The organism is Halanaerobium saccharolyticum, from assembly GCF_004362045.1.
GTDB lineage: Bacteria > Bacillota > Halanaerobiia > Halanaerobiales > Halanaerobiaceae > Halanaerobium > Halanaerobium saccharolyticum_C.
Genome location: NZ_SNWX01000002.1, coordinates 49,124 through 69,749, shown reverse-complemented (window position 1 = coordinate 69,749; position 20,626 = coordinate 49,124). Strand labels below are relative to the sequence as shown.

The following is a 20,626-nucleotide window of genomic DNA, read 5'->3' as shown; positions in this document are numbered from 1 at the left end:
ATTAAACACCAATTCCAAGCAGCATTCCACCCTGATAAATCACGAAGGCTGTTATCCAGGCTAAAACAAAGAGATATGAAGCTGTGATTAAGGTCCACTTCCAGCTCTGAGTTTCAGATTTAATTGCTCCCAGAGTTGCAATACACGGGGTATATAAAAGTACCATTGTCAGGAAGGAATAAGCTGCCAGTGGAGTAAAATTGGCCAGCAAGGCTGTTCTTAAGCCGCCTTCTCCTGCCGCATAAACAACTCCTAAGGTTCCAACCACAACTTCTTTCGCTAAAATACCAAAGACCAGAGATGATGCTGCCTGCCAGCTGCCAAATCCTAGTGGAGCAAAAATTGGAGCTACTAACTGCCCAAACTGGCCAATAAAGCTTTCTGCAGAAGCATATTCTACTCCTAAAGGTAAATTAGCTAAAACCCAGATTAAAACAACAACTGAGAAAATAATTGTTCCTGCTTTTTTGAGGAAGGCTCCTACTTTTTCCCACATATGAATAATTACACCCTTTAAAGTTGGAAAACGATAGGGAGGCAGTTCCATTACAAAGTGAGAACGCTCACCTTTAAATAATATTTTATTGAAAATACCCGCCATTATTACTGCCATCACAATACCCATTATATAAAGTGAGAAAACCACAGTACTTGCATGACTGGAAAATAAGGCGCCTGCAAAAACAACATAAACTGGTAATCTTGCAGAACAGGACATCAGTGGATTAATTAAGATTGAAATAATACGATCCCGTTTACTGTCCAAAGTTCTGGTAGCCATAACTCCAGGAACATTACAGCCAAAACCAACAATCATCGGAATAAATGACTTTCCATGCAGTCCTAACTTGCTCATTACCTTATCCATTACATAAGCGGCTCTGGACATATAACCACTGTCTTCTAAAACACCAATGGCCAGGAATAATAAAAAGATATTTGGAATAAAGACCAGTACCGAACCTACACCACCAATAATCCCATCAGTTATGAAAGAAGAAATTAGTGGAGCAACCCCGATTTCTAAAAGCTGAGTTCCAATCCAGCCGCCGGCTATTTCAAAGAAGGTTTCAATATAACCAATCAGCGGGTCACCAAGAGTAAATGTGAATTTGAAAATTGCCCACATAACTGCCATAAAAATTGGAATACCAAGATATTTATTAGTTACCACTGCATCAATTTTGTCAGAAACATTTTCGAGTTCTGCATCTGCAGCCGGTCTTTTAACACTCTCTTCTATAATTTTATTTATAAATTCATATTTTTTATCAATAATGATATTATCAAAATCATCTTCAGCTTTAAGCTCTCTTTCGGCAATTAAACTCTTTATTTTTTTCGCTTTTGAGGCTCCAACTTCTCTTTCCAGTAATTTTACAGCTTCTGGATCATGTTCAATTAACTTGACCGCTGCCCAGCGCTGATTGATCTGCTGAGAAAAATCATACTGCTTAAGCATTTCTACTACTTCACTAATCAGGTCTTCAACTTCACTGCCGTAGTCAATTTTTAAAGAAGCTTCTGTTAGATTTCTATTTTGAACAGTCTGCTCTAAAAGATTATCAATTCCTCTACCCCGGCTGGCTACAGTTTCTACTACCGGTGTTCCCAGCATCTGACTTAATTTGTTTTTATCAATTTTAATTCCTTTTTTCTCAGCCTCATCAGCCATATTTAAAACTGCAATTAAGTCTACTCCCATTTCTAATAACTGAACTGTAAAGTATAGATTCCGGTCCAGGTTAGCAGAGTTGATAATATTTAAGACTACATCATAATCACCGGCTGTCAGAAAATCTCGTGCGACAACTTCATCTTCCGAATATGCTCCCAGAGAATATGTACCGGGAAGATCAATTACTTCCAGTGAATAATCCTGATAAAATGCACGACCTGTTTTCTTTTCTACTGTTACTCCAGGCCAGTTTCCGACATGCTGTCTGGAACCTGTCAATTCATTGAACATTGTGGTTTTACCGGAATTCGGGTTTCCCGCTAAAGCAACTTTGAGCTCTGTATTTTTTCTTTCCCTTTTATTTAAAGCCATTAATTTTCACATCCTCCTGTATTTACTATTATTTTATGTGCCATTCCTCTACCAAGTGCAATTCTATTATCTCCAAGTCCCACAATTAATGGTCCACCAGAACTGCGGTGAATCTTTACTGTCTTACCACTTACAAATCCCATATCCGTCAGCTTACCTCTTGCAGTCCTCCCACCAACAATTTCTTTAATGCAGGCTGTCTCACCCTGCCTTAACATTGCTAAAGGCATCACCTTTAAACCTCCTTTACCAGAATCTCTGCTGCTTCATCCTGGCGTAAACTTAAACTGTAACCTCTAACCTTAATTTCTATTGGATCTCCCATTGGTGCCTTTCCTTTAACTTCCACTCTGGCACCTCTATTTAAACCCATATCCATCAATTTTCTTTTCAGACGACCCTTAGACTCAATTTTTAGTACTTCAGCTTTTGACCCAACACTCATGCTAGCTAACATCAATTCTTTAGCTGCCATTTTTTCTTCCTCCTCGTTCTCCATGAATTTAAAAGCACAACTCTGTTCTTCTATATAATTATTTTTGATTAGATAATCAACCATTTTTTCGAAACTTTCCTGACTTAAGACATGTTCAATACTGCAGGCATCCTGATCAGCGGTTTCCGGCTTAACTCCAAGAGTTTTGTGTAAAAAAAGATATAAAATCTGATGTTTGCAGTTGACTTTCTCTGCCGCCTGCACACCACTTTGTGTTAATTTGATCGGACCATATTTCTGCTGTTTAATTAACCCCTGCTGATTTAGTTTTTTCAAACCCTGATTGACAGAAGAAGCTGCAATCCCCAGTGAATTTGCGATATCTGTTACCCTGGCCGAGCCATTTTTTTTGATTAAATTGAAAATAGCTTCCAGATAATCTTCCATTGATTCTGATAAAGTAATTTTAGCTTCCAAATTAATTCCCCCAATTTTTTTAGTCTCACCTGAAAACAAAAGAAAGATATATTTATAAATAATTAATACTGCAGACAAAGTTATGCTTTTTTCGAAACAAAACTACATTTATCACATTCAGAACATTTCCCTTAGCAAAAATAAATTATAATTTACTTCTATCATTTCATAACCAGAAGAGCTCTGTTCTTATAGTAAATAGGCAAGAATACCTCCCACTCCAAAAGCAGTAAACCAACTTCCAAACCAGATAAATAAAGCTTCTTTCCAATTGCGTTCTCTAAACATAGTCATCATAGCAGCTATACAGGGTACAAATAAAGTTATAACAACTAAAGAAACTGTTGTTTGAATAGCTGTCAGCGATAGAGAATTTAAACCTGCTGCTCCAAAATCCCTTCTAATAATTCCCATAATAAATACTGTAGCTGTTTCTTTAGGTAACTGCAGCCAGCCTACTGTTAAAGGAATTAAACTATTCTGAATAGCTGTCAGCATACCAGTTTCCTGCATAACAGTAATTATGAGAGCACCAATAGCAAAGATCGGTCCAGCTTCTTTAATAAAGGATTTTGACTTCATATATGTCTTCTGCAAGACATTACTCAAACGGGGCATTCTTAATGGTGGAATATCGATTAATAAATCAGTCGATTTTCCAGGCAGAACTTTATTTAAAATAGTTCCTGCCAGAACATATACCACAAAAATAGTTAAAACATAGATTGCAAAATATTCAAACCCAAGTGGGGCTATTAAGCCTGCAATTACACCAAGCTGAGCCGAACAGGGAATAGCAAGACCAAGCAGGAAAGTAGCAATTATCCTTTCTCTTTTTGAGCCCAACAAACGGGTAGTAATTGTGGCCATAGTCACACAACCAAAACCTAATAACATTGGAATAATTGCTCTTCCATTAAGACCAATTGAAGTCAGCAGCCTATCAACAAGAGCAGCTATTCTCGGCATATAACCCGAATCTTCTAAAATAGCCAGAAAGAAATAAAATCCAGCTACAAGAGGCAGCAGCAAACCAAAAGTATAGGTCACAGTCATTGTAAATAGCCCAAATTCTCCCACAAAAAGCTGACCAAAAAATGATTCAATTGGTATTATCGGAGTCACTATTCCTCTTATAAAGGGTTCATATATTTCTAAAAAGAAAGTTTCTTCTGTGATCCCAACAACTGTCTGAGCCACAAATACTCCTACCAGTTCATATAAAAGATAGAGTGTTGCCAGCAGCATCGGAATTCCTGTAAGTGGTTTGAGCATTAAATGTCCTATTTTGCTGCCCAGACTGCTGTTTTCTCCATTCTCACTTATAACACTATCAATAATATTGTTTATTCTATGTCTGCGTTTCTTATATATTTTTTCTCGATGCGGCAGAGCCTGCCTATTATTTTTTTCAGCAACATTGGGATCCCCCTCCATTATTAAAAGGGCTTCAGCACGACTATTAATCTTTTCAGCCAGTGAATCTAGTTCCTCTTTTAAAAAATCACTGTTGAAAATAGTATTACCAACTTTAGATTTATCTACAGAGTTCTTTACCTCTTCCAGTCCCTCACCTTTAATAGCAGTAGTTGTTATAACAGGTACCCCAAGTTCAGAACTAAGTTCGTCAATATCAATTTTAAGTCCATTTCTTTCAGCTTCATCCATCATATTCAAGGCTACAATAACCGGAATACCCATATCAATAATCTGCTGGGTTAAGAATAGATCTCTTTCTAAGTGAACCGCATCAACTATATTGACAACTGCATCTGCAGCAAGTATTACATCACGTGCTACTGCTTCTTCGTCATTAAATGAAGACACTCCATAAACTCCAGGAGTATCGAGAACAACATAATCATTATCTTTATTTTCCGGATTAAACATACCTGAACTAATATCAAGAGTAGTGCCAGGATAATTTGAAACAGCTACATAGATTCCAGTGAATTTGTTAAAGAAAATAGATTTTCCTACATTTGGATTACCTGCCAGAACTATTTTCTGACTCCCAGAAGGAATATCTATTTGATGACTAATATCACAGCATTCCATTTTATTGACTCAACTCCACTTTTATGTTTTTAGCTAGATTTCTTCCAATCGCAATTTCCTGATACTGTCTTTTAATAATAACCGGTCCTCCCGGTATTTTTTCTTCACAAAATAAACCTGCATCCTCACTAATACCAAATCTTAAAGCCTGAACTCTAATATTATCATCACTTATATCACTGATAATAAACTTCTGACCTTTCTGAACTTCAGCTAAAGTCATTTTCCAAATTCCTCCTTATGTAGAATGAAATTTATATTTTTTAGGTTAACCTAAAATTATATCAAAAAAAATAATTTGTCTCCGTATTTAATTGAAAACGGTTCTCAACTTCAATTAAAATTATATATAAGTATATCGTTTTTGTCAAGATATTTTTTAAAAAAATGCTTTATCGTTCCTGCCATCTCAATAATCAGTAACTATTATTAATAAGGAGTAGATTACTATCTAACTCATCAAAACCTCTCTGGCCTGCATAAATTCTGCATCTTCTCTATCATGTGAAACTAAAATAGTTGTAACTCCAACATCTTTAATAATTTCATTCAAATCTCTTCTGATTTTATCTTTTAACTCAGCATCTAGATTGCTGAAAGGTTCATCTAAAAGTAATAGTTCTGGGCCGGGAGCTAAGGTTCTGGCCAGAGCAATTCGCTGCTGCTGTCCTCCTGATAATTGATGGGGATATCTTTTTTCAAATCCTTCTAAGTTGACAAGTTCTAAAAGCCTCCTGACTCTGGCTTTTCTGTTAGCTTTGCTTAAATGATCAATACCAAATGCAATATTTTTTTCCACACTTAAATGAGGAAAAAGTGCATAATCCTGAAAAACCATTCCCACTTTTCTTTTTTCTGCTGCTTTAAATTTATGGTCTCCAGCTGCAGTCTGGCCGGCAATTGAAATCTTTCCACTGTCAGGTATTTCCAGACCGGCAGTTAAACGCAGCACTGTACTTTTACCACTTCCGCTGACACCGACCAGAGCTACAACTTCACCTTTTTGCACTTCCAGGTTAAAATTTTCGACTATATTTCCTTCTTTTTTATTATAGGCAAAAGTTAAATTATCAATTTTCAACTGCATTATTTTTCCTCCTTCGGTGATGAGTAATTAAATAAATAGCAGCTGTCGAAAAGAAAATTAGAACCAGTGATAGATCAGCTGCACGATAAATCATTTCATCAGAAGCATATTCAAAGGCTTTAGTTGCCAGAGTGTCAAAATTAAAGGGTCTTAAAATCATGGTCAGCGGTAATTCTTTCATTATTTCTATAAAGATAAGTAAAAATCCACTCATTAAGGCCGGTTTCAACATTGGCAGGTCAATCTTAAAAAATGTTTCTGTAACTCCCTTACCCAGAGTTCGTGAGGCTTCGAAATAACTTTCTCCTATTTTTTGATAGCCGCTGTTGACGGAATTAAAAGCAATCCCCATAAAACGAACTGCATAGGCAAAAATTAGCATCACTAAGGTACTGCTTAAAACAAGATTAATCTCTATGCCAAAACCTGTCTGCAGAAAAAGAAAAATCTGGTCAAGCTGCAGCATAAATAATAAAACTCCAACTGCAATTACAGCCCCGGGTATAGAATAACCGAGAATTGTAATTCTTGCCAGGAGATTAGAAATGAAACTGGAACTCATCCGGGCTGTTGTGGCAACTATTACCGCTCCTGTTAAGATTAAAACTGCGGCTCCACCACCGGTTAAAAAGGAAGTGAGGGCAAAGTTTAGAGTTCCCAGCAGCTCCCCTCCCCGACTTAAAAAGCTCCAGTATAAAAGCTGAATAGTTGGGAGTAAAAAACCAAAAAAGAAAACTCCATAGCAAAAAAACTGAGCTAAAACTTTTTTGCTGCCCTTCAATTTTCTCCTGCTTAAAGGTCTGATATTGGAAGTAGAATAGCTGTATTTCCTGCCACCTCTGAGCAGCTTTTCTAAAAAGAGAAGCACAAAAATAACCAGCATTGCCATCACTGCCAGCCTGACTGCAGTTGCCAGATCTCCCATACCAAACCAGGTTTTAAAAATTGCCGTAGTAAAAGTGCTAATCCCAAAATATTTTACTACACCATAATCATTTAAAACTTCCATCATTACCAGACTGCTGCCGGCAACTACTGCCCCCCGGGAAAGTGGGAGAATTATTTTGAAAAAGATAGTGCTGTCATTTTTACCTAAAAGCCTTGAGCTTTCCAGCAGAGATGCTGACTGTCTGGACAGAAAGGCCTTAGTCATTAAAAAAACATAGGGAAAAAGAAAAATTGTATAGATAAAGATGGCACCTCTGATGTTCATAAAATCAAAATACTGCTGTGAAAGCTGCAGCTGAAAATCATTCCTTAAAAATGTCTGTAATGGTCCGGTATAGCTAAACATACCCTGATAAACGTAGGCTCCTATATAAGGTGGGATGGCCAGAGGCAGAATTAGCCCCCAGCTCAAAAAATTTCTTCCCGGAAAATCATAGGCAGCTATTATCCAGGCCAGCCCTGCTCCTAAAAAAGCAGCCAGCAGACCGGAAGCAAGTACTAATATCAGAGAGTTTTGGAAGTAGTTAATAAGCAGATAATCTCTTACATGTTCCCAGTTCTCACCCGCTTTTCCAAATAAATTGATGATAATATTTAGATTTGGAATTAAAAGCAGGAGAATAATCCCTGCTGTCAGCAGAAACCAGCCCGGGGAACCCTGCTTTATTTTTTTTAATAGCTGCATAATTATCCCAACCTTAATCTTAAGTCATATTTAAACTTCAAGCTTATCCATAATATTTTATCCAATTAGAATAACATTTAAGCTTACTGCCAGCCAACCCGGTTAAAGATCTTAACAGCTGCCTCATTATGAACTCCAAGTTCAGTTAAGTTAATGCCCTGTGCCTTAAAGTCTCCCCAGGACTGCAGAAGTTCTGATGCTTCTACATCTGGATTAACCGGATATTCATAATTTGCCGAAGCAAAGTACTTCTGAGCTGAAGCTGAACTTAGGTATTCCAGTAATTTAACTGCGTTCTTTTTATTAGGAGCATATTTTGTAACACCTGCTCCACTGACATTAACATGGGTTCCATATTTCCCTTCAGGAAAGTGGATGCCGAGACTTTTTGCTACTTCTACTTCGGCAGGATTATCAGAATTAATCATTTTACCCAGATAATAAGTGTTTATAATCGCCAGATCTCCTTCACCAGCAGCAACAGCTGTCGCCTGTGCTCTATCATTACCCTGTGGCTTTCGGGCCATATTATCAACTATTCCGGCGGCCCATTCTTCAGCCCACTTTTCTCCATAAATCGAAACTAGTGAAGCTAAAAGAGATTGATTATAAATATTTGCTGAAGATCTTACTAAAATTTCATCCTGCCACTGATCTGATGTTAAATCAGCATAGCCAGCTAAATCTGATGGATCAACTCGATCTTTAGCATAAACAATTACTCTACCTCTCATTGTCAGACCATACCAGTAGTTATCCTGATCTTTTAAATTAACTGGTACATTTTGAGTCAGGGTTTCAGTTTTCACGGACTGCAGAATACCACGAGTTTTGGCTCTATGTAATCTACCTGCATCAGCTGTTATTAAAAGATCAGCAGGAGTATTTTCTCCCTCTCTGGCAATTCTTTCAATTAACTGATCAGAATCTCCTTTAAGTACATTGACTTCGATTCCTGTTTCTTCTGTAAAACGATCCAAAATCTCCTCATCTGTATCATAATGACGATTTGTGTAGAGATTCACCTCTTCTGCTGCCAGCACAGAAGTTCCTAAACTAAAAACCAAACCTATTAAAACCGTTAATACAATTAATTTTCTCATCCTAATTCCTCCTAGATTTTTTTGTTTTTGAAAATGATTCTCAATTTCGTTCGAGTTCAATTATAACTAAACTGATTTGTTTTGTCAAGATTAAAATTAAAAAAATATCCCTGTGATCCCCGCCAATTCAGCTATTAATAATTATTACTAATAGCTGTTATGCATTATTAATCCTGTAAAGTTCTTCTATTTCACTGAGTTATTTTCAACAGCAAACAGCAGCTGAAATCAAATTAATTTATTTACTAATTTAAAGCTTTTTTAATCTTTTTCTAATCTTTATTTAAAGTTTTTTTAATAATTCACTGATATTATATAATTGTAGCAAAGAGATAGAGATTTGTTATCCCCTTTTTGAAGCTGTTGCAGAGGACAGCTTTAAGCATAGATAAAGTAATAGATACTTTTCTCCTTGTTTTAACCGCCTTTTTCCCGAGGCGGTTTTTTTATTTCTATTTTTTTTATTTCTAATTGAATATGCAAATCCCACTTCCTAATTAAATTTAGAAGTGGGATTTTTTGTGCTTCTATTAAATTTATTTTAAGCTCTAACCTCTTTTCTCATAAATGATAGATAAGAAACTGCAAAACAGATTAAAGAGGCTGCAATTAGAGCTGTAAAATGAGGCCAGACTAAAATTAGACTCTGATCAAGAGATAAAGTTGAGGGAATTGCTCCCTGCAGCTGCTCAAAGCTGAGGCCTCCCAGAGATCTAATTGAAGGTGTTAATAAAATAGTTGTTAATTCATTATATAAATAGTTGGGAGAAAGCCTTGAAAGCGCTGCTGTTAAACTTCTTAATGCAAATGGATTTGCTGCTATCGCTCTGGCAGTAATATTAACCAGCATTGAATAAAATACTGTAAAGAAAAGCCAGACAGCAAGACTTGCCAGGGCTGAAGTTGCAGACTGCTTAAAAATAATTGAAAATAGAATGCCCAGATTAAGCCAGAATGCAATATAGACTCCACTTAGAAACAAAAAGATAAATATCCTCAAAAATTCTCCCAGGGTAGGCGGCAGTCCAATAGAAATTAGACCTGCTCCCATGACCAGAAATCCGATTGAAAATATCAGCAAAAAGACAAGCGAAATAGCTGCCACAAATTTACTTGTAATAAAATAATCGCGTGGAATTGGTTGGGCTAATACGCGACTGATTGTACCCTTATTTTGCTCGGAATTTACCAGATCAAAACCGAGTGCAATTCCCAGAATAGGACCCAGAAAACTGATCAGGGTCATAAAATTCGGCATACTGCCAGTTGTAGCCGTAAAAAGCTTTAAAAAGAGAAAATTATTTCCCTGATTAATTGCCCCAGCATTATTTTTAATAAGATTTAAGATCGAATAAATAGAGGCAAAAGTCGTCAGCAGAATTAAAGCTACAATTATAATGAACTTCCAGCTTTTAACGTGATCTGAAATTTCTTTATTGACCATCACTCTAAAGGAATTATTATAACCGGGCATCAACCTCACCTCCCTTAAAGTAATTCTGATAAATTTCATCTAGAAGATTTTCCTGTTCTTTGATTTCTAGAACTTCATCCAGTTCGGCAATCTTTTCAACAGCCTGTTCTGAATAATCTTTGATTTTAACATTGAGATTGATTTCTTTCTCTTCCAGCAGCTGTTCTGCCAGATCTTTGATGCTTCCTTCCGCCAGCAGCTCTCCTTTAACAAAAATACCAACCCGATCACAAATTTTCTGCACTTGATTTAAAAGGTGAGAAGAAAGCAGAACAGTAATTCCATTTTCTTTACTCAATCTGTAGATTAAATCTAAGAATTCATTAATCCCGGTGGGGTCAATCCCAATAGTTGGCTCATCGAGAATAATTATTTCAGGATCTTTAATGAGAACATCAGCCAGCCCCAGCCGCTGTCTCATGCCTTTAGAATAGGTAGCGACTTTATCATTCATTACCTTATCCAGACCCACCATCTTAATCATTTTTTCTGCTTTTTGTGCTGCAGCTGCAGCATCAAGTCCATTTAACTTTGCAGTATAAATTAAATTCTCTTTTCCACTGCTGTCATTATAAAATCCTACCTGATCTGGTAGATAACCCGTAAATTTTTTGACCTCAATTGAATCCCGGGTAGTATTTAGTCCTTTAATCTCTGCTGAACCGGAGCTGGGTTCAGTCAAACCCAGGAGCATTAAAATTGTTGTTGTTTTACCGGCTCCATTTGGCCCCAGCAGGCCATAAATCTCACCCTTTTTAATATTTAAATCCAGCCCATTTACGGCCTTTAAATCACCATATTTTTTGGTTAGTTCACGGGTAGAGATAATTGTTTCAGCCATTATTATCTCCTCCCATATCTTCTAACAAAATAGAAGATAACTGCAATTACTGCCAGAATAATCACAATTCCAGCCCAACCCCAGATCATGGAGGTTTTTACTGTAATTCTAAAGTTAGCCTGAGAACTAGCTTCAGGTGTATTGGCTTTTAAAGTAAGCTGGTAATCTCCAGCAATTGCCTGATCACTGGCTTTTACATCTGCAGTTATAGCTGCTGTCTCCCCTGCTTCTAGTTTTGAAATCTCGTCTTTTTCAAAGTCCACCGACCAGCCAGAAGGAGTAGTGGCACTCAATTTAATATCTCTTAAGGTTATTGTCCCTGTATTCTTAATTTCTAAATCAATACTCTTATTTTCTCCTGCGACAATTTCTCTACTTAACCTACCCGAAGGAGTTGATAGATTCAATCCATATTTACCTTTAATAACTGTCTCCAGCGTTATTTTTTTAGAAGTAGAACCGGAGTTTGCCTCAACTGAGAATTTATAAGTACCAGCCTTGACATTAACTGCTGGATCAACTTTGACTGAAATTGTTTTACTTTCCCCGGACTTAATTGTAACTGAAGTAACATAGGATCCTGCTTCTCTAAATCTCACATCCCAACCCCGGGGTGCATCAGCCTTTAAGGCATAATGCTGTTTCTCTGCAGTTCTATTTCTTAAAGTTGTATCATAAGTAAAGGTTGAATCAGAATATCCTTCCATATTATTCTGATCAACGGTAAACTCAGTTTCGAAAACCCCTCTTTCGGCTATTTTAACTTCTAAGGGCAGCTTAAACACTTCGCCATTTTCGCTTTTTGCCGTTAAAGCAAAACCATAATTTCCCTTTTCTATTTTCAGAGGCACATTTACCTTTAAGTCAATACTTTCTTCATTTTCATCTTCAAAATCTTTTGATTTTACTGCTAACTCCTCTATATTTTTCCCACCTGAAGTTATCGTATAATCCCAGCCTTCAGGAAGATTCTGTACGGCAAAACTTAAATTCTTAATTTGATAACTATTATTTATAACATCAATATTATAATCAAGACTTTCTCCAGGTGTTACCGATAATCCTGTATAAGGAGTATATAAGGTAATATCTTCTTCAGCCGCACTAACCATCCCAGCAAAAACAAAAATAAATGACATTAAAAAAAGAAGTGAAATCCCGACTCGTTTTGACATTTGAATTACCTCCCAAGATTATTATTATTTTAGTTTTAGCTTAAAATGATGTGAGTCTAAATATCTTTCTGAAATTATTTCCCCTTTAATTTATCCCCCCTCTTCTCTTCTTAAGTAATAATAAATCGTTTAATAAAATTATACTAAATTTATTTGAAAATTCAATTAAAATAAAATTAAATTTTAATTAGAAAAATCCCCCATCCTGATTAATGGCTGAGTAGGGTCCATTAATAGGGATGGAGAATTGATTAGGGAAATCTATAATAATCCAGTCTAACTGGATTTTTTTAATGTCTAAAGTGTCTTTTACCGGTAAAGACCATTGCAATTCCAAGTTCATCGCAGGCCTCTATAACCTGATCATCACGGATTGAACCACCGGGCTGAATAATTGCTTTAATACCCAGCTCTGCTGCCTTTTCTACAGCATCCGGGAAAGGGAAAAATGCATCTGAGGCCACAACTCCGCCTTCCTGACGGCCTTCAGCTTTACGGCCGGCAATAATCATCGAATCAACTCGACTCATCTGCCCGGCACCAACACCAACTACCATCTCATCTTTAGCCATTACAATCGCATTTGATTTAACGTGTTTTACTACCTTCCAGGAAAATAGTAAATCCTCAATCTGCTCTTCAGTTGGAGCTTTTTCGGTTACTACTTCCAGATCTTCAGCAGTAGTTTGAGCTAAATCTCTGTCCTGTACTAAAAGTCCACCTGTTACCTTTTTCATGCTGTAACCTGGCTTTTCCCGATTAATAGAAAGTTCCCCGGTTTTTAGAATTCTCATTTTATCAGAACGTTCTCTTAAAATATCCAAAGCTTCAGCTTCATAATCCGGTGCAATTACCACTTCAATAAATTTATCCTGATCAGCAATTTCTTTAGCTGTTCCGGCATCAATTTTTCTATTGGCTGCCACAATCGAGCCAAAGGCAGATAAGGGATCACCGGCATGGGCATTAATAAATGCCTCTTTTAAATTATCAGCAGTCGCTATTCCACAGGGGTTGGCATGTTTAATTACTGCTGCTGCTGGTTTAGCTGTAAATTCTTTGATCAGCTCTAAAGCCCCATCTGTATCGTTGATGTTATTATAAGACATTCCCTTACCGTGCAGCTGCTCGGCAGTAGAAATTGATGGTTCATTCTGTTCTGCTTCTAAGTAAAAAGCTGCCTTCTGATGTGGGTTTTCGCCATAGCGGAGTTCTTCTTTTTTATCATAACGGTCCAGCAGTGTCTCCGGCATTTCTTCTTTTTCATCATCATCCAGCACAATTTCTCCCAGGTACTTCTGAATTCTCTGATCATATTCTGCAGTATGGTGGAAAGCCTTGTAGGCAAGCTTTAATTTTTGAGTTTTAGTTAAGCCGCCACTGCCCACCTTCATTTCAGCCAGAAGCTTGTCATAATCAGCCGGATCAACTACAACTGCTACATCATTGTTATTTTTGGCAGCTGAGCGAATCATTGTCGGGCCACCAATATCAATATTTTCTATTGCTTCTGCTAAAGTTACATCTTCTTTAGCAATTGTTTCGGCAAATGGATAGAGATTACAGACAACAAGATCAATTGGCTCAATATCCTGAGCTTCAATTTCTTTTAAATGCTGCTCATTATCTCTAACTGCTAAAATACCGCCGTGAACTGCAGGATGTAAAGTCTTAACTCTTCCATCCATCATTTCTGGAAAATTAGTCACCTCATCAATGTCTGTAACTTCGACGTCATTTTCTTTTAACATCCGGCCTGTCCCACCGGTTGAAATTATCTCTACTCCAAATTCTTTTAAACCCTTCGCAAAATCTACAATACCTTCCTTATTTGAAACACTGATCAACGCTCTTTTAATTTTAGACAAAGTTATTTTTCCTCCTTTAGAATTTTAACTTTCCGTCCTTCAATTTTAATCTTTCCTTCTGCAATTAATTTGACTGCCTCAGGATAAATTCTATGTTCTTCTTTTAAAATCCTTGCTGCCAGATCATCAGCACTGTCATCATCTTTAACATCGACTACTGCCTGTTTGATAATTGGGCCGGTATCCATACCCTGATCCACAAAGTGCACGGTACAGCCGCTGTATTTAACTCCATAATCTACTGCCTGTTTTTGAGCATCCAGCCCCTTAAAAGCAGGTAAGAGTGAAGGATGAATATTGATAATCTGGTTTTTAAATTCTTTAACAAAAAGTGGGGAGAGAATCCGCATATATCCTGCCAGAACTACAAGTTCGACTCCTGCATTTTTTAAGAGTCCAATTAGTTCTTTTTCGTAATCAGCTTTTGTTTCAAAATGAGCTGGATCAATAAACAGATGCTCTATATCCTCGCGTTCTGCTCGCTTTAAAGCACCAGCATCCTGGTTATCACTGATTAAGAGTTTAACTTCGGCCGGAATGGCTCCACTTTTTATACTGTCAATAATTGATTGAAAATTTGAGCCTCTGCCTGAGGCAAAAACAGCTATCTTAAGCATTTTTACACCTTCTTTATTTTATTTCGAGAGATGTATCTGCAGCTCCTGCTTTTATTTCACCAATCAGACAGGCCTCTTCTCCCATTTCTGCAAGTTCTTTAAGTATTTGATCTTTATCAGCTTTATCTATAACTAAGGTCATTCCGATTCCCATATTAAAGGTTCTGTACATTTCTTTTTCTGCAATCTCTCCTGCTTCCTGAATTAGCTCAAAGATTTGCTGTGGCTGCCAGCTGTCTTTTTTGATTTCAGCTTTTAAGCCTTCTGGCAGAATACGCGGTAGATTTTCGATTAGGCCTCCACCTGTAATATGAGCAATTCCTTTAATCTTAAATTGCTTGAGCAGTGCCAGCACAGTTTTTACATAAATCCTGGTCGGTTTAAGTAATTCTTCTCCTAAATTCTTTTCCAGTCCCTCAACTTCTGCAGTATAGTCAAAACCCGCTCTCTCAAAAAGTGCTGCTCGAGCCAGGGTAAAACCATTGCTGTGCAGACCATCTGATTTAAGACCGATAACTAAATCACCAGCTTTAATCTCAGCTCCGGTGATAATCTGATCCTGGTCCACAATGCCAACTGCAAAACCTGCCAGATCATATTCTCCTGGCTGATAAAAGCCTGCCATTTCTGCAGTTTCACCACCAATTAAAGCTGCTCCAGCTTCTTTACAGCCGGAAGCAATTCCTTTTACAATCTCCGCTGTTTTTTCCGGCTCCAGCTTGCCAGCTGCTAGATAGTCGAGAAAAAATAGGGGTTGTGCTCCCTGAGCCAGTATATCATTAACTGACATCGCTACTAAATCAATGCCAATTGTATTGTGAAGATCCAGTTTAAAAGCCAGTTTGAGCTTTGTTCCCACTCCGTCTGTACCTGAAACTAAAACCGGATTCTGATAATTGCTTAAGTCAGGCTTAAAAAGCCCACCAAAACCTCCCAGTCCGGTCATTACTTCCGGACCAAAAGTTGACTGCACATCCTCTTTAATCAGTTCAACTGCCTGATTGCCGGCATCAATATCGACTCCAGCTTTTTTGTAATCTAAACCCATAATTAATCCTCCTCACTTAAGTAGCGGCTGGATATTGGATAATCTCCATCAAAACAGGCGGTACAGAAACCAAGTTCAACCTCAGTTTTAATTGACTGGAGCATTCCTTCCTTGCTTAAGTAATAAAGGCTGTCAGCTCCGATACGTTCACTAATTTCTTCTACAGAATTACTGCTGGCGATTAGTTCCTGCCGGCGTGAAGTATCAAGCCCAAAATAGCAGGGGTGTTCTACAGGTGGTGAGGAAATTGCCATATGAACCTCTTTCGCTCCTGCTTCCTTAATTCGCCCAATAATCTGTTTACTGGTTGTTCCTCTGACAATTGAATCATCTATTAAAATCACTTTTTTATCTTTAATAATTTCTTTAATTGGTGATAGCTTTAATCTGACTTTTAAATCCCTGATCTCCTGAGTCGGCTGAATAAAAGTCCTTCCCATATAACGGTTTCTCAAAATACCCTGAGCATACGGGATGCCCGATTCTTCAGCAAAACCTAAGGCTGCTGCAATTCCCGAATCAGGTACTGGTACTACAATATCAGCTTCAACATCCATCTCCCGGGCCAGCTGTTTCCCCATTTCTTTTCTGGCAAGTAAAACATTTTGACCGGAAATATTGCTGTCTGGTCGGGCAAAGTAAATATATTCAAAAACACAGAGACTGGTCTCGCTTTCACCGGTATAGCGTCTGCTTTTAATTCCATCTTCATCAATTATCACAACTTCACCTGGATTAACATCACGCACAAATTCAGCTCCAATAATATCAAAAGCACAGCTTTCGGAGGCTACAATGTAGCTGTTATCCAGTTTCCCGATCGAAAGCGGTCTAAAACCCCGGGGATCACGAATAGCAACCAGCTCATCTTTAGTCATTGCCACCAGCGAAAATCCCCCTTTTAACTGATGCAGGCTCTGGATTAAAGCTTCCACAATATCATCTTCAAAAGAGCGGGCTACCAGGTGAGCAATTACTTCTGTATCTAGAGTAGAATGAAAAATTGAACCGTTGCTTTCCAGATTGTTTCTAAGTTCTGCTCCATTGGCCAGATTACCATTATGGGCCAGAGCCAGATCACCTTTCATACTGTTAATTAAAATTGGTTGAGCATTGGCAAGCTTACTGGAACCACTGGTAGAATAACGAACATGACCGATTGCCATTTCACCTTTTAAGTTCTTAATATCTTCTTTTTCAAAAGCACTTTCTACCAGGCCCATGCTCTTATGCAGATTAAATTCTCCCTGATGATTGGCACAGATGCCTGCACTTTCCTGGCCCCGGTGCTGCAGGGCAATCAAGCCAAGATAGGTTAATTCTGCTGCACTGCTCTCACCATCAGCATTAAAAATGCCAAAAACTCCACATTCTTCACTCATTTTATCTTCATTCAGCTCAGCCTGAGTCAATTTTAGATCATTAGAACTCTGCTTAACTCTATTTTTTTGCTTAGAGAAATTACAACTTTCTCTCATCAATTTTCCTCCCTTTAATGCTAAAACATAATTTGAATTTAATTTTTCTCCCTAATCTAACTAGCGGTTAAAATTACTGACACCATAATCCAACTACCGCCGAAAGGTAGTCCAATTTAAGGCGAAATTAGAATTTTAGATTCATTTTAAAATTATTCTTATCCCTGATCCAACTACCGCCAGACTGGAAATAAGCTTCTATAAAGTTATGTTTATATTTATTTTTTGAAAGAAGAATATATTTAACGACTCTATAGTTTTATTCTAATTCAACTTAATTCTGATGATTGTTATCCTTCTAACACATCCGGACAGACTGAAATAAGATAATCAGGTAGAAATATTATTAAATGAGATCTATTTTATTCCAAACAGAATATATCAAAAGAGTAGAAATTTTAAATAATGAATCTTGATGATAATGAGTATTAAATTGGACTGAAGGACACGATGTCCTGAACTGACCGCACAGCAGGAAGCTGTGATCGGGAAGGTAGTCCAATTTAAGGCGAAATTAGAATCTTAGATTCATTTTAAAATTACTATGGAAAGAGATATATTCTGTTTTAATAAAATAGAATCCTTATTAATTATTAGCTGATTAGCTTATTTCCAGTCCTGGCCGGTAATCCGCTTATACATTTCATGATAAGCTTCCTCAACATCACCAAGATCACGGCGAAAACGATCCTTATCCAGCTTTTCTTTAGTCTCACTATCCCAGAAACGGCAGGTATCAGGGGTGATTTCGTCAGCCAGAATTATCTCTCCCTCTGCAGTTTTTCCAAATTCCAGCTTGAAATCAACAAGGTCTACATTCCGCTCTTTTAAGAATTTAACCAGAATATCATTAATTTTATGACCTAAAGCAATTAATCTTTCCAGCTCTTCTCTGCCGGCCAGGCCTAAAAGTTCAATATGAGAAACATTGATTAAAGGATCTCCGAGCTCATCATCTTTATAATAAAATTCAATAACCGGCTGTTTGAGTGCTTCTCCCTCTTCCATGCCAATTCTTTTGGCCAGACTTCCAGCTGCAACATTGCGCATTACAACTTCCAGAGGTATGATATCTACTTTTTTGACCAGAGAATCACGCTCGTTCAATTCCTCAATCAAATGTGTTTTGATTCCCTTTTCTTCTAAAAGCTCAAAAAAGAAGTTGCTGATCTTATTATTAATCTTACCTTTTTCTACAATCTGACCTTTTTTCTGACCGTCAAAGGCAGTTGCATCATCTTTAAAATGCACAATTACCTGACCTTCCTGATCTGTGCTAAAAATCTGCTTGGCCTTACCTTCATAGATCATTTCTTTTTTATCCATCTATAAAACCTCCGTTTTGAGATCATAATCAAATTTTTGCTGCCAGTTTTTAACTATCTTTTCTGTTTTCTCCGCGGCAATACCTGTATACTTTTCCGGATTTAAAATTAATTCTTTCTGATGACCGGCAAAGTTTTCCCAGTATCCCTGCAGCTCCTGACTCTGATCGACAAGTTCTCGCAGTGATAAGTCAGTTGCCTGGGCTTTTAAAGTCAGCTTCCGGACTGCCTCATGGGCATCGGGATGACCGGCTGCTGCTAAAAGAATATATAAGGGCTCTGCTACAATCATTTTTTTGTTCTGTTCAAAATTATTTTTTATATTTTTCTGATCAACTACCATCTTGGAACTGACTCTGGTCAATCTGGCTGCTGCTGAGAGTAAAGCAGTTATCAGCTCTGGAATAAAACGGGAAGAAGCTGAATTGGTCAGATCTCTTTGATGTTCAGATAACTGATCCATATAAACTGTAGTCATCTGGGGCATAAAAGCCTTCCATAAACTCTTTACATTTTCATAGTTAATCGGATTCCGCTTGTGGGGCATGGTTGAAGAACCAACCTGATCTTTGCCAAAATGCTCACCAATTTCTGCAATTTCAGATCGCTGCAGCTGGCGCATATCATCGGCGAAAGCTGCCAGCACACCAAATGTTGAAACAAGCGAGTGAATAAAATCTGTCATCGGCTCAGCCTGGACTATTTGAGTTGAATGCTCTCCCGGCTTTAAGCCAAGCTCAGCCAGGACTTCCTTTTCAAACTCCTCTGGATCTTCAAAAAAGATACCGCTGGCATTATAGGCTCCAACTGCTCCGGCAAATTTACCGACAAGTCTGTCTGCTTTAGCTTCAACTTCTTCTATTCTTTCTCCCAGACGGGCAACATATTCGGCAATAGTAAAACCAAAAGTTACCGGTACTGCATGCTGACCGTGGGTTCTTCCAATCTGAACCCTGTCCTTTTCTCTTAAGGCAATCTCGGCCCAGCTCTGATGTAATTCTTTTAATTTAGGTATTATTAATTCTGCAGCTGCCTTCTGATAGCGGAGGGAGTTGGCTGTATCTACAATATCATAAGAAGTAGCTGTAAAATGAATATAGGGGCGGGTTTCTTTGCTGACCTTTTTTTGAATGCAGTTAACTAAAGCTCTGATATTATGCTTAGTCTTTGCTTCCTCTTCGTAAACCTCTTCTGTAGTTAATTCTTTTATTGCCTTTTCGACTTCAGCGGGCGCCTTCTCCGGTGCCATACCTCTACTGGCAAGCACCTTAACCAGGGCCAGTTCTACCTCTGCCTGAAAAGTAATTGTTGCATTTTCGGAAAGATATTTTCCAATCTGATCAAAATCTTTTTCTCTCCTTGAATAACGGTGATCAAGCGGACTTATATTAGCAAAAATGTCTCTAGTCTGCAAATTTTTCGCTCCTCTCAAGGTATTCTGCATATCCCATAGCTTCTACTTTTTCGGCTGTATCCAGTACTTTTTCTTTCATTTCTCTGCGATATTCTTTCTGTTTTTTATTTAATTTTTCATCACTGCGGGCTAAAATTTGGACTGCCAGTAAGGCCGCATTTTTGGCCCCATTGATCGCGACTGTGGCCACTGGAACTCCAGGTGGCATCTGAACTATGGAATAAAGTGAATCAAGCCCACTCAGTTTTGAAGTTTTAACTGGGACTCCAATTACAGGTACAGCTGTCACTGCTGCCACCATTCCCGGCAGATGAGCTGCACCTCCGGCTCCAGCGATAATTACATCCAAACCTTTTTCTTCTGCAGTTTCTGCATAATTATATAGTCTATCTGGTGTCCTATGGGCTGAAACAACTGTCAGCTCATATTCCACCTCAAATTGATCTAAAATTTCTGCTGCCTCTTTCATTACAGGCAGATCTGAATCACTACCCATAATAATTCCTACTTCTGGCTTCATCAATTTAGCCTCCTCAAATTTA

Annotated in this window: 18 protein-coding genes; all 18 read right to left on the bottom strand. The window is 37.8% G+C overall.

Annotated features, from left to right (window positions below):
• Position 1 precedes the first annotated feature (1 nt).
• The 18 genes from feoB (DFR79_RS01760) to purE all read right to left on the bottom strand — a co-directional run bounded on the left by feoB (DFR79_RS01760) (position 2) and on the right by purE (position 20,604).
• Positions 2–2,050 (bottom strand): ferrous iron transport protein B, encoded by a 2,049-nt coding sequence (gene feoB / locus DFR79_RS01760; protein WP_133513787.1) that lies wholly within the window; start codon positions 2,048–2,050, stop codon positions 2–4.
• Positions 2,050–2,280, bottom strand: coding sequence for a FeoA family protein (locus tag DFR79_RS01755; protein ID WP_133513786.1), 231 nt, complete (start codon positions 2,278–2,280; stop codon positions 2,050–2,052). The genes feoB (DFR79_RS01760) and DFR79_RS01755 overlap by 1 nt, the downstream gene beginning before the upstream one ends.
• A 5-nt stretch (positions 2,281–2,285) precedes the next feature.
• The gene (locus DFR79_RS01750) at positions 2,286–2,963 is read right to left on the bottom strand and encodes a DtxR family transcriptional regulator (RefSeq protein ID WP_133513785.1); all 678 of its coding nucleotides are present in this window, start codon (positions 2,961–2,963) and stop codon (positions 2,286–2,288) included.
• 189 nt (positions 2,964–3,152) lie between these two features.
• On the bottom strand, positions 3,153–5,021 hold the full coding sequence (gene feoB / locus DFR79_RS01745; protein ID WP_133513784.1) for a ferrous iron transport protein B: 1,869 nt from the start codon (positions 5,019–5,021) through the stop codon (positions 3,153–3,155).
• Between the two features lies 1 nt (position 5,022).
• Positions 5,023–5,244: a FeoA family protein gene (locus DFR79_RS01740; protein ID WP_133513783.1), complete on the bottom strand. Its 222-nt coding sequence runs from the start codon at positions 5,242–5,244 to the stop codon at positions 5,023–5,025.
• A gap of 228 nt (positions 5,245–5,472) precedes the next feature.
• Positions 5,473–6,108: an ABC transporter ATP-binding protein gene (locus tag DFR79_RS01735; protein WP_208107474.1), complete on the bottom strand. Its 636-nt coding sequence runs from the start codon at positions 6,106–6,108 to the stop codon at positions 5,473–5,475.
• The gene (locus DFR79_RS01730) at positions 6,092–7,741 is read right to left on the bottom strand and encodes an ABC transporter permease (protein ID WP_133513781.1); all 1,650 of its coding nucleotides are present in this window, start codon (positions 7,739–7,741) and stop codon (positions 6,092–6,094) included. Before DFR79_RS01730 ends, DFR79_RS01735 begins: the two co-directional genes overlap by 17 nt.
• Positions 7,742–7,824: 83 nt before the next feature.
• Positions 7,825–8,844: a Fe(3+) ABC transporter substrate-binding protein gene (locus tag DFR79_RS01725; protein WP_133513780.1), complete on the bottom strand. Its 1,020-nt coding sequence runs from the start codon at positions 8,842–8,844 to the stop codon at positions 7,825–7,827.
• Positions 8,845–9,385: 541 nt separating this feature from the next.
• On the bottom strand, positions 9,386–10,318 hold the full coding sequence (locus DFR79_RS01720; protein ID WP_133513779.1) for an ABC transporter permease: 933 nt from the start codon (positions 10,316–10,318) through the stop codon (positions 9,386–9,388).
• Complete coding sequence (locus tag DFR79_RS01715; protein ID WP_133513778.1) at positions 10,305–11,159, bottom strand: ABC transporter ATP-binding protein; 855 nt, start codon at positions 11,157–11,159, stop codon at positions 10,305–10,307. Before DFR79_RS01715 ends, DFR79_RS01720 begins: the two co-directional genes overlap by 14 nt.
• Before the next feature lie 2 nt (positions 11,160–11,161).
• A complete protein-coding gene (locus DFR79_RS01710) occupies positions 11,162–12,334 on the bottom strand; it encodes a COG1470 family protein (RefSeq protein WP_133513777.1) in 1,173 nt (390 codons plus the stop codon).
• Positions 12,335–12,624: 290 nt separating this feature from the next.
• Positions 12,625–14,202, bottom strand: coding sequence for a bifunctional phosphoribosylaminoimidazolecarboxamide formyltransferase/IMP cyclohydrolase (gene purH / locus DFR79_RS01705; protein ID WP_133513776.1), 1,578 nt, complete (start codon positions 14,200–14,202; stop codon positions 12,625–12,627).
• 2 nt (positions 14,203–14,204) lie between these two features.
• Positions 14,205–14,819: a phosphoribosylglycinamide formyltransferase gene (gene purN / locus DFR79_RS01700; RefSeq protein ID WP_133513775.1), complete on the bottom strand. Its 615-nt coding sequence runs from the start codon at positions 14,817–14,819 to the stop codon at positions 14,205–14,207.
• Between the two features lie 13 nt (positions 14,820–14,832).
• Positions 14,833–15,867, bottom strand: coding sequence for a phosphoribosylformylglycinamidine cyclo-ligase (purM, locus tag DFR79_RS01695; protein WP_133513774.1), 1,035 nt, complete (start codon positions 15,865–15,867; stop codon positions 14,833–14,835).
• 2 nt (positions 15,868–15,869) lie between these two features.
• The gene (gene purF / locus DFR79_RS01690; protein ID WP_133513773.1) at positions 15,870–17,345 is read right to left on the bottom strand and encodes an amidophosphoribosyltransferase; all 1,476 of its coding nucleotides are present in this window, start codon (positions 17,343–17,345) and stop codon (positions 15,870–15,872) included.
• Between the two features lie 606 nt (positions 17,346–17,951).
• The gene (gene purC, locus DFR79_RS01685; RefSeq protein ID WP_133513772.1) at positions 17,952–18,671 is read right to left on the bottom strand and encodes a phosphoribosylaminoimidazolesuccinocarboxamide synthase; all 720 of its coding nucleotides are present in this window, start codon (positions 18,669–18,671) and stop codon (positions 17,952–17,954) included.
• Complete coding sequence (locus tag DFR79_RS01680) at positions 18,672–20,084, bottom strand: lyase family protein (RefSeq protein ID WP_133513771.1); 1,413 nt, start codon at positions 20,082–20,084, stop codon at positions 18,672–18,674. It abuts the gene before it with no gap.
• The gene (gene purE / locus DFR79_RS01675; RefSeq protein ID WP_133513770.1) at positions 20,074–20,604 is read right to left on the bottom strand and encodes a 5-(carboxyamino)imidazole ribonucleotide mutase; all 531 of its coding nucleotides are present in this window, start codon (positions 20,602–20,604) and stop codon (positions 20,074–20,076) included. The genes DFR79_RS01680 and purE overlap by 11 nt, the downstream gene beginning before the upstream one ends.
• Positions 20,605–20,626 lie beyond the last annotated feature (22 nt).